General features: G+C 67.0%; 19 protein-coding genes. 15 read left to right on the forward strand and 4 right to left on the reverse strand.

Annotated elements, in window-relative coordinates; genetic code table 11:
* Window positions 1-4: 4 nt before the first annotated feature.
* The 12 genes from PO768_RS09765 (at window position 5) to PO768_RS09820 (ending at window position 6,568) form a co-directional block, all read left to right on the forward strand.
* On the forward strand, window positions 5-229 hold the full coding sequence (locus PO768_RS09765) for an addiction module protein (protein ID WP_272645897.1): 225 nt from the start codon (window positions 5-7) through the stop codon (window positions 227-229).
* Entirely contained in the window at window positions 226-528 is a 303-nt protein-coding gene (locus tag PO768_RS09770) for a type II toxin-antitoxin system RelE/ParE family toxin (RefSeq protein WP_272645898.1), read from the forward strand. The genes PO768_RS09765 and PO768_RS09770 overlap by 4 nt, the downstream gene beginning before the upstream one ends.
* 71 nt (window positions 529-599) lie before the next feature.
* On the forward strand, window positions 600-821 hold the full coding sequence (locus PO768_RS09775; protein WP_272645899.1) for a CopG family transcriptional regulator: 222 nt from the start codon (window positions 600-602) through the stop codon (window positions 819-821).
* Window positions 818-1,258, forward strand: a complete 441-nt coding sequence (locus PO768_RS09780) for a PIN domain-containing protein (protein WP_272645900.1) — start codon at window positions 818-820, stop codon at window positions 1,256-1,258. The genes PO768_RS09775 and PO768_RS09780 overlap by 4 nt, the downstream gene beginning before the upstream one ends.
* Window positions 1,246-2,325, forward strand: a complete 1,080-nt coding sequence (gene hisC / locus PO768_RS09785; protein ID WP_272645901.1) for a histidinol-phosphate transaminase — start codon at window positions 1,246-1,248, stop codon at window positions 2,323-2,325. Before PO768_RS09780 ends, hisC begins: the two co-directional genes overlap by 13 nt.
* Window positions 2,322-2,918: an imidazoleglycerol-phosphate dehydratase HisB gene (gene hisB / locus PO768_RS09790; RefSeq protein WP_272645902.1), complete on the forward strand. Its 597-nt coding sequence runs from the start codon at window positions 2,322-2,324 to the stop codon at window positions 2,916-2,918. Before hisC ends, hisB begins: the two co-directional genes overlap by 4 nt.
* Window positions 2,918-3,655: an imidazole glycerol phosphate synthase subunit HisH gene (hisH, locus tag PO768_RS09795; RefSeq protein WP_272645903.1), complete on the forward strand. Its 738-nt coding sequence runs from the start codon at window positions 2,918-2,920 to the stop codon at window positions 3,653-3,655. The genes hisB and hisH overlap by 1 nt, the downstream gene beginning before the upstream one ends.
* 74 nt (window positions 3,656-3,729) lie before the next feature.
* Complete coding sequence (gene hisA / locus PO768_RS09800) at window positions 3,730-4,473, forward strand: 1-(5-phosphoribosyl)-5-[(5-phosphoribosylamino)methylideneamino]imidazole-4-carboxamide isomerase (protein ID WP_137943716.1); 744 nt, start codon at window positions 3,730-3,732, stop codon at window positions 4,471-4,473.
* 7 nt (window positions 4,474-4,480) lie between these two features.
* Window positions 4,481-5,242 (forward strand): imidazole glycerol phosphate synthase subunit HisF, encoded by a 762-nt coding sequence (gene hisF / locus PO768_RS09805; RefSeq protein WP_272645904.1) that lies wholly within the window; start codon window positions 4,481-4,483, stop codon window positions 5,240-5,242.
* Window positions 5,239-5,796, forward strand: a complete 558-nt coding sequence (rsmD, locus tag PO768_RS09810; RefSeq protein ID WP_272645905.1) for a 16S rRNA (guanine(966)-N(2))-methyltransferase RsmD — start codon at window positions 5,239-5,241, stop codon at window positions 5,794-5,796. Before hisF ends, rsmD begins: the two co-directional genes overlap by 4 nt.
* Window positions 5,797-5,809: 13 nt before the next feature.
* Window positions 5,810-6,307, forward strand: coding sequence for a pantetheine-phosphate adenylyltransferase (gene coaD, locus PO768_RS09815; RefSeq protein ID WP_262970149.1), 498 nt, complete (start codon window positions 5,810-5,812; stop codon window positions 6,305-6,307).
* A 6-nt stretch (window positions 6,308-6,313) separates the two neighbouring features.
* The gene (locus PO768_RS09820) at window positions 6,314-6,568 is read left to right on the forward strand and encodes a YfhL family 4Fe-4S dicluster ferredoxin (RefSeq protein WP_272645906.1); all 255 of its coding nucleotides are present in this window, start codon (window positions 6,314-6,316) and stop codon (window positions 6,566-6,568) included.
* Here the strand turns inward: PO768_RS09820 and PO768_RS09825 are convergent, their stop codons facing one another.
* Window positions 6,569-7,111, reverse strand: a complete 543-nt coding sequence (locus PO768_RS09825; RefSeq protein ID WP_272645907.1) for a histidine phosphatase family protein — start codon at window positions 7,109-7,111, stop codon at window positions 6,569-6,571.
* The gene (locus PO768_RS09830; RefSeq protein ID WP_272645908.1) at window positions 7,104-7,892 is read right to left on the reverse strand and encodes an adenosylcobinamide-GDP ribazoletransferase; all 789 of its coding nucleotides are present in this window, start codon (window positions 7,890-7,892) and stop codon (window positions 7,104-7,106) included. The genes PO768_RS09825 and PO768_RS09830 overlap by 8 nt, the downstream gene beginning before the upstream one ends.
* 149 nt (window positions 7,893-8,041) lie before the next feature.
* Here PO768_RS09830 and PO768_RS09835 point away from each other — a divergent pair, with 149 nt between their 5' ends.
* The 3 genes from PO768_RS09835 (at window position 8,042) to PO768_RS09845 (ending at window position 11,046) form a co-directional block, all read left to right on the forward strand.
* Entirely contained in the window at window positions 8,042-8,755 is a 714-nt protein-coding gene (locus PO768_RS09835; protein ID WP_272645909.1) for a PEP-CTERM sorting domain-containing protein, read from the forward strand.
* On the forward strand, window positions 8,755-9,213 hold the full coding sequence (locus tag PO768_RS09840) for a hypothetical protein (RefSeq protein WP_272645910.1): 459 nt from the start codon (window positions 8,755-8,757) through the stop codon (window positions 9,211-9,213). Before PO768_RS09835 ends, PO768_RS09840 begins: the two co-directional genes overlap by 1 nt.
* A 75-nt stretch (window positions 9,214-9,288) precedes the next feature.
* The gene (locus PO768_RS09845; protein ID WP_137943725.1) at window positions 9,289-11,046 is read left to right on the forward strand and encodes a monovalent cation:proton antiporter-2 (CPA2) family protein; all 1,758 of its coding nucleotides are present in this window, start codon (window positions 9,289-9,291) and stop codon (window positions 11,044-11,046) included.
* A gap of 8 nt (window positions 11,047-11,054) precedes the next feature.
* Here the strand turns inward: PO768_RS09845 and PO768_RS09850 are convergent, their stop codons facing one another.
* The gene (locus PO768_RS09850) at window positions 11,055-12,389 is read right to left on the reverse strand and encodes a sensor histidine kinase (RefSeq protein ID WP_272645911.1); all 1,335 of its coding nucleotides are present in this window, start codon (window positions 12,387-12,389) and stop codon (window positions 11,055-11,057) included.
* Window positions 12,382-13,932: a DUF3369 domain-containing protein gene (locus PO768_RS09855; protein ID WP_137943727.1), complete on the reverse strand. Its 1,551-nt coding sequence runs from the start codon at window positions 13,930-13,932 to the stop codon at window positions 12,382-12,384. The genes PO768_RS09850 and PO768_RS09855 overlap by 8 nt, the downstream gene beginning before the upstream one ends.
* Between the last annotated feature and the right edge of the window lie 20 nt (window positions 13,933-13,952).

Consider the following 13,952-nt stretch of genomic DNA (forward strand, 5'->3'; position numbering starts at 1 on the left):
AGCCATGGCAGACCTCGTTTCTGAACTCGCGGCCCAAGGCCGCTCACTTCCCCCGGATGACCGGGTGCGGCTGCTCGATCTTCTTCTCGAGTCGCGTCAGGAAACAAGCGCTGTTGACGACGCATGGACCCAGGAGATTGAGCGGCGCGTGGCGTCGCACGACCGCGGCGAAGGGCGGCTGTATGAGTTGGACGAGGTGATGGCCGAAGCTGCACGCATCGCCCCTTGAAGCGCCTGCGCATCCGCGAGGAAGCCCGTGCCGAGTTCCTGCATGAGACCGGGTACTACGCAGCCAAGAGCGAAGCAGCAGGGCGGTGTTTCCGCGAGGCGGTCAATGCCTCGATGGGCCTGATTCGCCGTTTCCCAAGCGGCGGCGCGCCGGGGCCGGCGAATACCAGAAGGACGAAAGTCAAAGGTTTTCCTTTCACCATCGTGTATCGCGACGACCTGGCGGAAATCGTCGTTTTCGCCATTGCGCCGGACCGCCGGCAACCCGGCTACTGGTTGTTGAGGACGAGCACCTCCTGACTCAAGACGGTCTTAGGGGTGAAATGAACACGAACTTCGTGCAACACGAACTTCGTGTTAAATTTCGAACCATGAAGAACGTGACCGTCAGCATGGAGGACAGCGTCGCCGAATGGGCCCGGCTGGAGGCCGCGCGGCGCAATACCAGCGTGTCCCGCCTGGTCGGCGAGATGCTGGCCGAGAAGATGCGGCATGACGACGCCTATCAGCGCGCGCTGCAGGACTGGCTGCACCGCGAGCGCTCCTGGGTTTCGGACGGTACTGCCTATCCGGCGCGGAGCGCTGAAAAATGAAGCCCGTGTTTGTCGACACCTCGGTGCTGATACTCAGCGAGGACGGCGCCGATCCCGAGGCCCGGGTCAAGGCGCTGGCCTGGCTGATGCTGCTGTGGCAGCAGCGCGCCGGCCGGGTCTCGACCCAGGTGCTCAACGACTTCTACCGCCTGGTCACGACCCGCATCCAGCCGCCCATGCCCAATGGCGATGCCCGCGCCGAGGTGCGGCGCTACCAGCGCTGGAATCCCTGGGCCATCGACCATGCGACGGTCGAGAGCGCCTGGTCGATCGAGAGCCGCTTCGGCCTGGCCTATGCCGACGCGCTGATCGTCGCGGCCGCCAAGGCCCAGGGCTGCGAGCTGCTCCTGAGCCTGGAACTGCCGCATGAGCAGCAGCTCGATAGCGTACGAATCCTCAACCCCTTGCAGAGCGAGCCCAGCGCATGGACCGACTGACGCAACAAAGCCTGGCTCGCATCCGTGACGATGTGCGCGCCACCCAGGCCTATCCGGTGCAAAGCGCCGCCGGCCTGATCAAGCTGGACACGATGGAGAACCCGTTCCGGCTGCCCGAGGCGCTGCAGCGCGAGCTGGGCGAGCGCCTGGGCCGGGTCGCGATCAACCGCTACCCTGCGGCGCGCACCGGCGTGCTGGCCGCCGCACTGGCCGCGCATGCCGGCATGCCGGCGGGCTGCGCCATCACGCTGGGCAATGGCTCGGACGAGATCATCACGATGCTGTCCATGGCGATCAGCCGCCCCGGCGCGAAGATCCTGTCGCCGCTGCCCAGTTTCGTGATGTACGAGATCTCGGCGCGCTACCAGGGCCTGGGCTTTGTCGGCGTGCCGCTGACGGCCGATTTCGAGCTCGACGAGGCGGCGATGCTGGCCGCGATCGCGCAGCAGCAGCCGGCCCTGATCTATCTGGCCTATCCGAACAACCCGACCGCCAATCTGTGGGATGCCGGCGTTATCGAGCGCATCATCGAGGCGGCACCAGGCCTGGTGGTGATGGACGAGGCCTACCAGCCCTTTGCCGAGCGCGATGCGATGGGCCTGTTGGCCAGGTATCCGCATGTGCTGGTGATGCGCACGATGAGCAAGTTCGGCCTGGCCGGCGTGCGCATCGGCTACCTGATCGGGCAGCAGGCGCTGATCCAGGAAATCGACAAGGTCCGCCCGCCCTTCAATATCGGCGTGCTGAACGCCGAGGCCGGGCTGTTCGCGCTGGAGCATGCCGAGGTCTATGCGCAGCAGGCCGAGATCCTGCGCGCCGAACGCGAGCGCCTGCTGGCCGAGCTGGCGCAAATGCCCGGCATCCGGCCTTATCCGAGCCAGGGCAATATGATTCTGGCCAGGGTGGCCGACGCGGCACGCAGCTTCGACGCGATGAAGGCCAAAGGCGTGCTGATCAAGAATGTCTCGGCCATGCACCCGCTGCTGGCCAACTGCCTGCGCATCACGGTGGGCACGCCCGAGGAAAACGCGGCGATGCTGGCCGCACTGAAAGAGAGTCTGTCATGAGCGCCCCACGCATTGCCGAAGTCAGCCGCAACACCAAGGAAACCCAGATCAGGGTGCGCGTCAATCTGGACGGCAGCGGTGAGGCCAAGCTCAATACCGGCATCGGTTTCTTCGACCATATGCTGGACCAGATCGCCCGCCACGGCCTGATCGATCTGGACATCGAGGCCAAGGGCGACCTGCACATCGATGGCCACCACACGGTCGAGGATGTGGGCATCACCTTGGGGCTGGCCGTGGCCCAGGCCATCGGCGACAAGAAGGGCATCACCCGCTACGGCCACAGCTATGTGCCGCTGGACGAGGCGCTGTCGCGCGTGGTGGTTGATTTCTCCGGCCGCCCGGGCCTGCAGATGGACTGCAAATTCACCGCCGGCAGCATCGGTGCCTTCGACACCCAGCTGACCTTCGAGTTCTTCCAGGGCTTTGTCAACCACGCCCTGGTCAGCCTGCATGTCGACAACCTGAAGGGTCACAACGCCCACCACCAGGCCGAGACCATGTTCAAGGCCTTCGGCCGCGCGCTGCGCATGGCGATGACCCTGGATCCGCGCAGCGCGGGCGTGATCCCCTCGACCAAGGGGACCCTCTGATGGGCCAGGTCATCGGGCCGAGCGCCGGGCCGCCCCAAGCCGGCCCGAATCCCCTCGGGGGATCGGCGAACGTACCCGTTCGTCGAGGGGCTAACAGGACCGTTGCGGTTGTCGATTACGGCATGGGCAATCTGCGCTCGGTGTCGCAGGCCGTGCTGCATGTGGCGCAGGACTCGGGCCTGGACGTGGTGATCACCGCCAAGCCCGAGGAGGTCTATGCCGCCGAGCGGGTCGTGCTGCCGGGCCAGGGCGCGATGCGTGACTGCATGCGCGAACTGGCCGACTCCGGTCTGAAGGAGGCTGTGCTCGACGCCGCCGCGAACAAGCCGCTGATGGGCGTCTGCGTCGGCATGCAGATGCTCCTGGACCACAGCGAGGAACAGGACACGCCGGGCCTGGGTCTGATCCCGGGCCAGGTCAGGCGTTTCAGGCTCGAAGGCCAGATCCAGCCCGATGGCAGCCGCTACAAGGTGCCGCAGATGGGCTGGAACCGTGTGCGCCAGAGCCGGCCCCACCCGGTCTGGGCCGGCGTGCCCGACGAATCCTGGTTTTATTTCGTGCACAGTTTTTATGCGCAGCCGTTAGATGCGCACCACAGCGCGGGGGAAACCGAGTACGGCCTGCGCTTTACCTGTGCGGTGGCCCGGGATAATATTTTTGCTACCCAATTCCACCCTGAGAAAAGTGCCGCGCTCGGGCTTGCCCTGTATCGCAACTTCCTGCTTTGGAAGCCTTGAGGACATCCACGTCTTCTTCCCCTGCACTTGGTCTCGTCCCTCTTCTCCCATTTCTCACCACCCCTGCCTCGGCCATGCTGCTGATCCCTGCGATTGACCTGAAAGACGGCAAGTGTGTTCGCCTTGAACAAGGCGACATGAATGTCTCCACCACCTTTGGCGAGGACCCCGCCGCGATGGCCCGAAGATGGGTGGACGCCGGCGCGCGCCGCCTGCATCTGGTGGACCTCAACGGGGCCTTTGCCGGCAAACCGGTCAATGAACCGGCCATCAAGGCCATCCTGCGCGAGGTCGGCAGCGAGATCCCGGTGCAGCTGGGTGGCGGCATCCGCGACCTCGACACCATCGAGCGCTACCTCGATGACGGCCTGAGCTACATCATCATCGGCACGGCCGCGGTCAAGAACCCCGGCTTTCTGCAGGACGCGGCCACCGCGTTTGGCGGCCACATCATCGTCGGCCTCGATGCCAAGGACGGCAAGGTCGCGACCGACGGCTGGAGCAAGCTGACCGGCCACGAGGTGATCGATCTGGCCAAGAAGTTCCAGGACTACGGCATCGAGGGTGTGATCTACACCGATATCGGCCGCGACGGCATGCTGACCGGCATCAATATCGAGGCCACCGTCAAGCTGGCGCGGGCGCTGACCATCCCGGTGATCGCCTCCGGCGGCCTGTCGAATATGGCCGATATCGAGGCGCTGTGTGCGGTCGAGGACGAGGGCGTCGAGGGCGTGATCTGCGGCCGCGCCATCTACACCGGCGCGCTCGACCTGGCCGCTGCCCAGGTGCGCGCCGACGAGCTGAGCCGGGGCTGAGCGGGCGATGCTGGCCAAGCGCATCATCCCCTGCCTGGATGTGACCGGCGGTCGCGTCGTCAAGGGCATCAACTTCCTGGAACTGCGCGACGCCGGTGATCCGGTCGAGATCGCCGCCCGCTACAACGAGCAGGGCGCCGACGAGCTGACCTTTCTGGACATCACCGCGACCAGCGATGGCCGCGATCTGATCCTGCACATCATCGAGGCCGTCGCCAGCCAGGTCTTCATCCCGCTGACCGTGGGCGGTGGCGTGCGCGAGGTGGCCGATGTGCGGCGCCTGCTGAACGCCGGGGCCGACAAGGTCAGCTTCAACTCGGCCGCGATCGCCAATCCGCAAGTCATCCGCGATGCGTCCGAGAAGTACGGCGCCCAGTGCATCGTCGTCGCGATCGATGCCAAGCGCCGTGACGATGGGCAGGGCTGGGATGTCTACAGCCACGGAGGCCGCAAGAACACCGGCCTGGATGCCGTCAGCTGGGCCAGGCAGATGGCCGAGCACGGGGCCGGCGAGATCCTCTTGACCAGCATGGACCGCGATGGCACCAAGAGCGGCTTCGATCTGGCGCTGACTCGCGCCGTCAGCGACGCGATCAACGTGCCGGTGATCGCCTCCGGCGGTGTCGGCTCGCTGGACGATCTGGCCGACGGCGTGCAGCAAGGCGGCGCCGATGCGGTGCTGGCCGCCAGCATCTTTCACTATGGACAGCACACGGTCGGCGAGGCCAAGGCCTTGATGGCTGCGCGTGGCATTCCTGTTCGTCAATGAGTGAGGTTCGCATCATTGGCGGCCAGTGGAAGCGCTCGAAGCTTCCAGTGGCCACCAAACCGGGCTTGCGCCCGACATCCGACCGCGTGCGCGAAACGCTGTTCAACTGGCTGGGCCAGGACCTCGTTGGCTGGCGGGTGCTCGATGCCTTTGCCGGCAGCGGCGCCCTCGGCTTCGAGGCGGCATCGCGCGGTGCCGACGAGGTGTTGCTGCTGGAGCGTGACGCCGAGCTGGTGCGCAGTCTGAAGGCCAGCGCCCTGCGGTTGAAGGCCGAGCAACTGCGCGTCGAATGCACTGATGCACTGGGCTGGATGACCCGCTCGGCGCCGGCCCGTTTCGAGCTCGTGTTGCTCGACCCGCCATTCGGCCAGGAGTTGTTCGAGGCCGCCTTGTGTGCCGCCACGCCGCTGCTGGTGGACGGTGGCCTCATCTATCTGGAAGCGCCGGATCTGATCGCGGCGCCACCCGAACTGGGGCTCGACGTCTGGAAATCGGGCCGGGCGGGGGCTGTTTACTACCAGTTGCTGCGGCGCGGGGATAATCCGGGCGTCTAACCAGGAGCGCCGTTTGACCTCTGTGACTGTTCTCACCGCCGTCTATCCCGGCACCTTCGATCCGATGACGCTGGGTCATGAGGATCTGATCCGCCGTGCCAGCCGCTTGTTCGAGCGGCTGATCATCGCGGTGGCGGCTGGCCATCACAAGCGCACGATGTTCACGATCGAGGAGCGCCTGGCGATGGCCCAGGAGCTGTCGTCCAAGTACCCGAATATCGAGGTGATCCCCTTTCGCGGCCTGCTGCGCGACTTCGTCATCGAGAACGGCGGCAAGGTGGTGGTGCGCGGCCTGCGCGCCGTCAGCGACTTCGAGTACGAATTCCAGATGGCCGGCATGAACCGCCAGCTGATGCCCGATGTCGAGACCGTCTTCCTGACCCCCTCGGACCATTACCAGTTCATCTCCAGCACCTTTGTGCGCGAGATTGCCACCTTGGGCGGTGATGTTTCCAAATTCGTGTCACCCTCGGTGCGCGCGCGTTTGGAAGAGCGCATCAAGAAGGGGTAGGCCGCCATGGCTTTGATGATTACCGACGAATGCATCAACTGCGATGTCTGCGAGCCCGAGTGCCCCAACCAGGCGATCTCGATGGGCGAGGAGTTCTACAAAATAGCCCCTGACAAATGCACCGAATGCGTCGGCCATCATGAGGAGCCGCAGTGCGTGGCGCTGTGCCCGGTGGCCTGCATCCCGGTCAACCCGGCCCATATCGAAAGCCGCGAGACTCTGATGCAGAAGTATCTGCGGCTGACGGCCCAGGCCGCCTGATCAGACAAGCCGCCAGAGCTCGCCGTAGCGCGGTGCGGCCGGCCAGTCGGCGGCCGATGCCGGCGGCGGCTTGCCCTCCGACACCCAGCGTCTGGCCAGCATCCAGCCGCCGTGGCTGACCACCAGCGCCGGTGTCTGCGCCGACCACGCACCGGCCCTGGCCAGCAGCGCATTCAGCGCCTCGCCGCCGCCCGGCGCATAAGCACCGAAGTCCGCACACCAGGCATCGACTTCGGCCTGGCCGATGGCCTGCCAGGGCTGGCCCTCCCAGCGGCCGAAGTCCAGTTCCAGCAGGGCCGCATCGACCCGATGGGTCCAGCCCCAGCGCCGCAGCCAGGCGCCGACCTCGCGGCAGCGCCGCAGCGGCGAGCTGTGGATGCAATGCGGCAGGCGCTCGCGCCGGGCCGTGGCCTGGATGCGGCGGGCCAGGCGCTTGGCGCGGCGCCAATGCACCGGCAGATCGGTGCCGGCGCCGATGCAGCGTCCGGCGGCCCCTTCTGGCCGCGGATGGCGCCAGGCCCAGACCCGCTGGTCTTCAGACATGGGCCAGCCAGGCCAGCAGCGTGGCCAGCTCCACCACCTGTTGCGTGGCGCCCAGGTTGTCGCCGGTATAGCCGCCCAGGCGCCGGTTCAGCCAGGCCTGCATGGCCCGGGTCGCGACGGCGGCCGCCAGCACGGCCAGGACCAGCTGTGACAGCCACTGCGGCTGCTGCCAGGCGATCCCCAGGCTCAGCAGCAGCACCCAGAGCAAGGCGGTCAGCAGCGTCGCGATGCTGGCCTGGGTGGCCAGCGGCTTGGCTTTGGCATGATCCGCATCGCCGGCATAGGGCAGGGCGCGTATCAGCCAGACCGGCGCGGCCCGCGAGGCGCAGTGGGCCCAGACCAGGGCCGTCATCGCCAGCAGCCAGTCCTGCTCCACGAGAGAGACCAGCACGGCCGCCTTCAGCCCCAGCATCAGGATCAGCCCCAGCGCGCCATAGCTGCCGATGCGCGAGTCCTTCATGATCAGCAAGGCCTTGTCGCGGCTGACCGCGCCCCCCAGGCCGTCGCAGGTATCGGCCCAGCCGTCCTCGTGGAAGCCGCCGGTCAGCCAGACGCCGGCCGCCATCGCCAGGCCTACCGCCACGCCGGCCGGCCACAGCCATAGCGCGGCCCACAGCACCAGCGCGCTGAAGGTCCCGACCAAGAGGCCCACCAGCGGGAACTGGCGCGCGCAATGCTGCAGCCACAGCGGCTCGAAACCCACCCAGCGCGGCATCGGCACCCGGGTGAAGAATTGCAGGGCAATGAAGAACAGACGGAGTTCGTGGAGGACGAGGCGCATGCGCGGGCGAGAGCGGGGGGCCGGCCGATTATCCTCGGAGCACCTGGCGAGCGGCTTCGTTTCTCGGGATTGATGCCGGTCGGGCTCTTGGATAAGGTGGTGGCCGTGATGAAACCCTGTCCATCTGCATCCTGATGCCGGAGAACCCTATGAAGCCGCCCATTCTCAAATCAAGCCTCCGTCTGGCCGCTGCCGCCGCGCTCGCTGTGGCGCAGGCCGCCAGCTGGGCCGCCGACGGCTTTGTGACGACCAACGAGGCCAAGCTGGATGCGATCTTCTCGCAGGCAGGTTTTGCCGCTGCCGACAGGATAGACATTCGTTTCAACAGCCAGACAAGCATCATCGATGCCAGCCTGACCTCGATCGACAGCTTTGCCGATTGGAACAAGATGGCCGGGCTGGCCGTCAACCTCGATGCGCCCGTTGTCAATATGTTCTTTGTCGACAAGGTGCGCTGGTGCGGCGATCCGGGCAGCAATATCGTCGGCTGCGCGGACACGCCCGGCAACCTGATGGCGCTCGACTCCAGCTGGGCGGCCCATGCGAGCCTCGGCGGCAATCTGCTCGCTCATGAACTGGCCCACAACCTGGGGCTGGGTCATGTGCTGCCGAACAATGGCAGCAATCTGATGAACCCCACGCTGTCGACCAGCTTTGCGCTGACCGCCGCCCAGATCACCACCATCCTGAGCAGCGCCCTGGTGCAAAGCGATGCGCAGGGCAAGTTCATCACGATCCAGCCGATCGCCGTGCTGGCTACCGCGCCGGTGCCCGAGCCCGCCAGCTGGGCCATGCTGCTGCTGGGCGGCGTGCTGCTGGTCGGCGTGGCACGCGGGCGCCGCAGCGATCCAGGCCAGGCCTGATGTGGCCGGCCCGCTGGCTGAGCTGGCTGTCGCTGCTGTGGGGCGTCATCCTGGCCGCCGCTGAGCCGCTGCCGCGCCGCGATCTGGGCGATTTTTCGCTGCAGCTGCCGGCGACCATGGCGCAGCAGACGGGCGGCATCGACTCGAAAGCAGGCCGGCTGCATGGCGACGGCTTGCTGATCGACTACGACCTCGGCCTGTACAGCGATCCCCTGCTGAACCGCGACGGCGTCAGCGGCTACGAGGAGAAGCCGGTGCTGGTGGACGGCCGGCCGGCACGGCTGGTGCGCTGGCGGCAGCCGGACTCGACGCGCTATTTCATCGGCCTGCACCTGCCGGAGCTGCGCGTGACGCCGATGGGTCCGATCCGGCTGACCCTGCTGGCTCAGACCAGCGATGCGACCCGGCTTGACGACATCCAGACCTTGCTGCTGAGCTTGCGCCTGACTAAGCACTGATATCCCGCCATCGCGGCTGCAGGGAGAATGCGCAGGCTGATCCGGCGGATCGGCTTGACGTTCGAAAGGGAAGAGATGGCGGCAGAGGGAAGTGCAGGGGACCTGATCAAGGTCGTGACACTGCTGGGTGCGGCGGTGGTGGCGGTGCCGCTGTTCAAGCGATTGGGTCTGGGCTCGGTGCTGGGCTATCTGGCGGCCGGCCTGGTCATCGGGCCCTTCGGCCTGGGCCTGTTCAGCGATGCGCAGACGATTCTGCATATCGCCGAGCTGGGCGTCGTGATGTTTCTGTTCGTCATCGGCCTGGAGATGCGGCCCTCGCATCTGTGGGCCTTGCGCCGCGCCATCTTCGGCCTGGGCAGCCTGCAGGTGGTGGTCTGCGGCGCCTTGCTGACCGGGGTCGGCCTGGCCTTTGGTTTCCCGCTGGACGTGTCCTTTGTCAGCGCGATGGGCTTTGTGCTGACCTCGACCGCCATCGTGATGCAGCTGCTCGGCGAGCGCGGTGACAGCGCCGCGCCGCGCGGGCAGAAGATCGTCGCCATCCTGCTGTTCGAGGACCTGCTGATCGTGCCGCTGTTGGCCCTGGTGGCCTTTATCGCGCCGACCTCGGCCGCTGCGCCGGCGGCGGCCGGCTCGCGCTGGGGCGCGGTGCTGCTGGGCCTTGGGGCGCTGGCGGCCCTGGTGGCCGTCGGCCTGTGGCTGCTGAACCCGCTGTTCCGGGTGCTGGCGCGCGCCAAGGCGCGCGAGGTGATGACGGCCGCGGCCCTGCTGGTGGTGCTGGGCGCGGCCCTGCTGATGCAGCTCGGTGGCTTGTCGATGGCGCTGGGCGCCTTCCTGGCCGGGGTGCTGCTGTCGGAGTCGAGCTTTCGCCATCAGCTGGAGGCCGATATCGAGCCCTTCCGCGGACTGCTGCTGGGACTGTTCTTCATCGGCGTCGGCATGGCGCTGGACCTGGCGGCGGTGGCTCAGAACTGGCAGCTGATCATCGCCGGCGTGCTGGCGATGATGGTGGTCAAGACCCTGTGCATCTATGCGGTGGCGCGCCTGGCGCGGGCCTCGCACGCCGATGCGATCGACCGCGCGGTGCTGATGGCCCAGGGCGGCGAGTTCGCCTTCGTGCTCTATGCGGCGGCGCTGGCGGCCGGCGTCATCGATGCCGAGGTCAATGCGAACATGACGGCCATCGTCGTGCTGTCGATGGCGCTGACCCCGCTGACCGTGCTGGCGCTGCGCCGCCTGACGCCCAAGATCAAGCCCTCGATGGAGGGCATAGAGCGACCAGAGAACCTGGCCGCCAGCGTGCTGATCATCGGCTTCGGCCGTTTCGGCCAGGTGGCCAGCCAGGCGGTGCTGGCGCGCGGTGCCCAGATCACCATCATCGACAACGACACCGAGGTGATACGCGACGCCGCCGAGTTCGGCTTCAAGGTCTACTACGGCGACGGCGACCGCGCCGACGTGCTGCATGCGGCCGGCGCCCACCATGCGCGCGTGATCCTGGTCTGCATCAATGACAAGGCGGCGGTCAGCCGCATCGTCGAGCAGGCACGCATGAGCTGCGCCCAGGCCAAGCTGCTGGTGCGGGCCTATGACCGCGAGCATGCGCACGAGCTGCTGAAGGCCGATGTCGACTACCAGATCCGCGAGACCTTCGAGTCGGCCATGGCCTTGGGCCGCGAGGCGGCCCTGGCCACCGGCGCAACGCCGGACGAGGCCGACGAGGTGATGAGCGAGGTGCGCCGGCGCGATACCGAGCGCTTCGAGCTGGAGGCGGTCGGCGGCATCTTCGCCGGCCGGGCGATGATTCTGGGCAATGTGCCGGCCAAGGACGCCTGAGGCCGCGCTCAGACGCTGTTGCGCGGCAGCCTGATCACCAAGCCCAGGCCCGCGCCGGGTTCCGTATCCAGCTGCACCGAGCCGCCCAGGCGCTGGCTGAGGGTCTGCACGATGTGCAGGCCCAGGCCCGAGCCGCCGTCGCCGCGCTTGGTGCTGAAGAAGGGCTCGAACAGGCGTGGCCGTATCTCGTCGGGCACGCCGTTGCCGTTGTCGCGCAGGCGCAGCTCGACATCGTCCGTGCCCGCCTCGCGCAGCCGTATCGCGATGCGGCGCTCGGACCGGCCCTCGAAGGCATGGGTGATCGCATTGAGCAGCAGGTTCGAGATGATTTGCGACAGCATGCCGCCCGCCATGCGCACCGGCAGCCGCTCCGGCGCGTCCAGCAGCACCTCGACCTCGGCCTTGCGCAGCACCGGTTGATGGGTGCGGATGATGGCGCGCAGATAGTCGACCAGGTCCAGTGGCAGGGCCAGCTCGCTGCTCTGGTCCACCGCCAGGGTCTTGAAATTGCCCACCAGCGTGGCGGCCCGGGCCAGATTGCTGCACACCAGACCCGCCGCGCTCTCGATGCGCCGTGCCAGGCCCTGCAGCTCGCTGCGGCTGACCTTGTCGCGCGCCAGCATGGCCAGCATCTCGCGCGCGAACTCCTCCATGCCCGAGGCCGCCGTCACCGCGATGCCGATCGGCGTGTTGACCTCGTGCGCGACCCCGGCCACCAGGCCGCCCAGCGCGGCCAGCTTCTCGCGCTCCACCAGCGTGGCCGTGGCATGGCGCAGTTCCTCGGTGCGCGCCAGCACCAGGCCCTCCAGCTCGGCTTCGCGGTCCTGGTGCTGCAGCTCGGCGGCGCCGCGGGCCGCAAAGATCGACAGCAGGGACAGGGCCAGCAGATGCTTGTCGGCATCGATCTCGCGTTTGTCCAGCGCCACCAGAATGCCCAGGCTGGCGCCCGTGGTGCCCACCATGGGCATGCCCACATAGCTTTGGGCCCCCATCTCGCCAAGCAGATGGTCGTCCGGATAGGCCTGCTGCACGCCGCAGGCGTAGAAGCACATGCTCTGGTCGGCGACATTGCTGCAGGGCGTGCCCTTCAGCGAGTAGCTCATATTCGGCAGCCAGTCGGCACCACCCCAGACCGCCAGGGTCTGCACACCCTCGCCATCCTCGAACGGGATCAGCCGGCCGGCGATCACATAGGCCACATCCAGCGCGGCGGCCAGATCCTTGACCAGCACCCGGAAGAAGGCCTCGCCCTGCACGCGCGAGGTCGACAAGGTGATCGAGCGCAGCGCGGCCTCGGCCCGCCGGCGCTTCTCGGCTTCGCTGAAGCGTGGCGTCTCAGGCATCGGGGTAGCGCTCGTAGATGCTGCGCAGCTCGGGCAGGCGCTCCAGCAGCAGGCTCACCAGCTTGGGGTCGAACTGGCGGCCGGACTCGGCGCGCAGATAGTCGATGGCCTGCTCGAAAGGCCAGCGCTGCTTGTAGCAGCGGGTGCTGACCAGTGCGTCCATCACATCGGCCAGCGCGACGATGCGGCCGACGATATGGATCTGCTCGCCGGCCAGGCCGCGCGGATAGCCCTGACCGTCCCAGCGCTCATGGTGCTCGTGAGCGATGGTCGCGCCCAGCTGCAGGATGCGCTTGTCGCTTTTGCTGAGCAGCTCGTAGCCGATGCGGGCATGGGTCTTCATGACCTCCCATTCTTCCTCGTCGAGCTTGCCCGGCTTGTTCAGCACCCGGTCCGGGATGCCGATCTTGCCGACATCGTGCAGCGGCGCGGCCTGGCGCAGAAACTCCACATCCGAAGCCGCCAGGCCCACCGCATCGCCCAGCAGTGCCGACAGCTCGGCGACGCGGCGCACATGCGAGCCGGTTTCCTTGGAGCGCTTCTCGACCGCTTCGCCGAGGATGAAGACGGTGGAGCGCTGGGTTTCCTGGATCTCCTCGCGCAGCAGCAGGGTCTCGTAGGTGATCGCGACATTGGCGCAGAAGATTTCCAGCAGCTCGCGAGCCGTCTCGTCGACCGGCTCGGAAAACACCATATAGAGCAGGCTCTCATTGCCGGTGCTGCTGCGGTAGTAGCCGACGAAGTGGTAGTCGTCAAAATGGCTTTGCTGTGAACTCAGCGCCCGGTTCAGCGCGTCACGCACCTCGGTGGGCAGGGCGTCCAGTTCCTCCTCGACCAGCAGGCGTGAATACTCGGCGGTGGCCGCCAGCACCTTGAGCCTGCCCTCGACATGCGAGGCCGCATAGGCCGACACCCGGCTGGCGCTGAAGCCCTGGGCGTCCAGGCCCAGCAGATGCGAGACCTGCTCCAGCACCGCCGAGGCGAAGCGGCGCAGGTTCTGCGAGTCATAGACCTTGGTGATTGCATCGATGGAGCGGCGCAGCGCCTGGCGCGAGGCCTCGATGATCATGATGTCGCGGTAGCTGCGCAGCGCCGAGTAGAAGACCGTGATCAGCTTGCGCTTGGTCAGCTCGGTCTTTTCCTTGTAGTCATTGATGTCATAAGTCTTGATGACATGCTCTTCGGGCGCCTGGCCCGGCTGGCCGGTGCGCAGCACGATGCGCACATGGTGGTTCTGCTGCACCTCGCGGATATGGCGGGCCAGATCCAGCCCGGCATGCTCGCTCTCCATCACGACGTCCAGCAGTATCAGCGCGATGTCCTGGCGATGCGCCAGCAGCTCGCGGGCCTCGACGCCGCTATAGGCATCGAGGAACTGCAGGCGCCGGCCGGCAAACTCGAAGTCGGCCATCACCAGCTGGGTGACCTCGTGGACGGCCGGGTCGTCGTCGACGATCATCACGATCCAGGGCTCCAGCGTCTTGCTGGCCCGGCCCGTCGGCTGCAGCGGCGGTGATTCGTCCGCGAACACCAAATCCGTCATGGCGACCCTCCATCTCAGGT

Origin of the sequence: Paucibacter sp. XJ19-41 (genome assembly GCF_028462495.1) — a bacterium.
GTDB lineage: Bacteria > Pseudomonadota > Gammaproteobacteria > Burkholderiales > Burkholderiaceae_C > Roseateles_E.

Excerpts from the sequence above, each read along its gene's own strand:
- PO768_RS09765 (WP_272645897.1), top strand. The coding sequence starts at position 5 with ATGGCAGACCTCGTTTCTGAACTCGCGGCCCAAGGCCGCTCACTTCCC.
- PO768_RS09775 (WP_272645899.1), top strand. The coding sequence starts at position 600 with ATGAAGAACGTGACCGTCAGCATGGAGGACAGCGTCGCCGAATGGGCC.
- PO768_RS09780 (WP_272645900.1), top strand. The coding sequence starts at position 818 with ATGAAGCCCGTGTTTGTCGACACCTCGGTGCTGATACTCAGCGAGGAC.
- hisC (WP_272645901.1), top strand. The coding sequence starts at position 1,246 with ATGGACCGACTGACGCAACAAAGCCTGGCTCGCATCCGTGACGATGTG.
- hisB (WP_272645902.1), top strand. The coding sequence starts at position 2,322 with ATGAGCGCCCCACGCATTGCCGAAGTCAGCCGCAACACCAAGGAAACC.
- hisH (WP_272645903.1), top strand. The coding sequence starts at position 2,918 with ATGGGCCAGGTCATCGGGCCGAGCGCCGGGCCGCCCCAAGCCGGCCCG.
- hisA (WP_137943716.1), top strand. The coding sequence starts at position 3,730 with ATGCTGCTGATCCCTGCGATTGACCTGAAAGACGGCAAGTGTGTTCGC.
- hisF (WP_272645904.1), top strand. The coding sequence starts at position 4,481 with ATGCTGGCCAAGCGCATCATCCCCTGCCTGGATGTGACCGGCGGTCGC.
- rsmD (WP_272645905.1), top strand. The coding sequence starts at position 5,239 with ATGAGTGAGGTTCGCATCATTGGCGGCCAGTGGAAGCGCTCGAAGCTT.
- PO768_RS09820 (WP_272645906.1), top strand. The coding sequence starts at position 6,314 with ATGGCTTTGATGATTACCGACGAATGCATCAACTGCGATGTCTGCGAG.
- PO768_RS09825 (WP_272645907.1), bottom strand. The coding sequence starts at position 7,111 with ATGTCTGAAGACCAGCGGGTCTGGGCCTGGCGCCATCCGCGGCCAGAA.
- PO768_RS09830 (WP_272645908.1), bottom strand. The coding sequence starts at position 7,892 with ATGCGCCTCGTCCTCCACGAACTCCGTCTGTTCTTCATTGCCCTGCAA.
- PO768_RS09835 (WP_272645909.1), top strand. The coding sequence starts at position 8,042 with ATGAAGCCGCCCATTCTCAAATCAAGCCTCCGTCTGGCCGCTGCCGCC.
- PO768_RS09840 (WP_272645910.1), top strand. The coding sequence starts at position 8,755 with ATGTGGCCGGCCCGCTGGCTGAGCTGGCTGTCGCTGCTGTGGGGCGTC.
- PO768_RS09845 (WP_137943725.1), top strand. The coding sequence starts at position 9,289 with ATGGCGGCAGAGGGAAGTGCAGGGGACCTGATCAAGGTCGTGACACTG.
- PO768_RS09850 (WP_272645911.1), bottom strand. The coding sequence starts at position 12,389 with ATGCCTGAGACGCCACGCTTCAGCGAAGCCGAGAAGCGCCGGCGGGCC.
- PO768_RS09855 (WP_137943727.1), bottom strand. The coding sequence starts at position 13,932 with ATGACGGATTTGGTGTTCGCGGACGAATCACCGCCGCTGCAGCCGACG.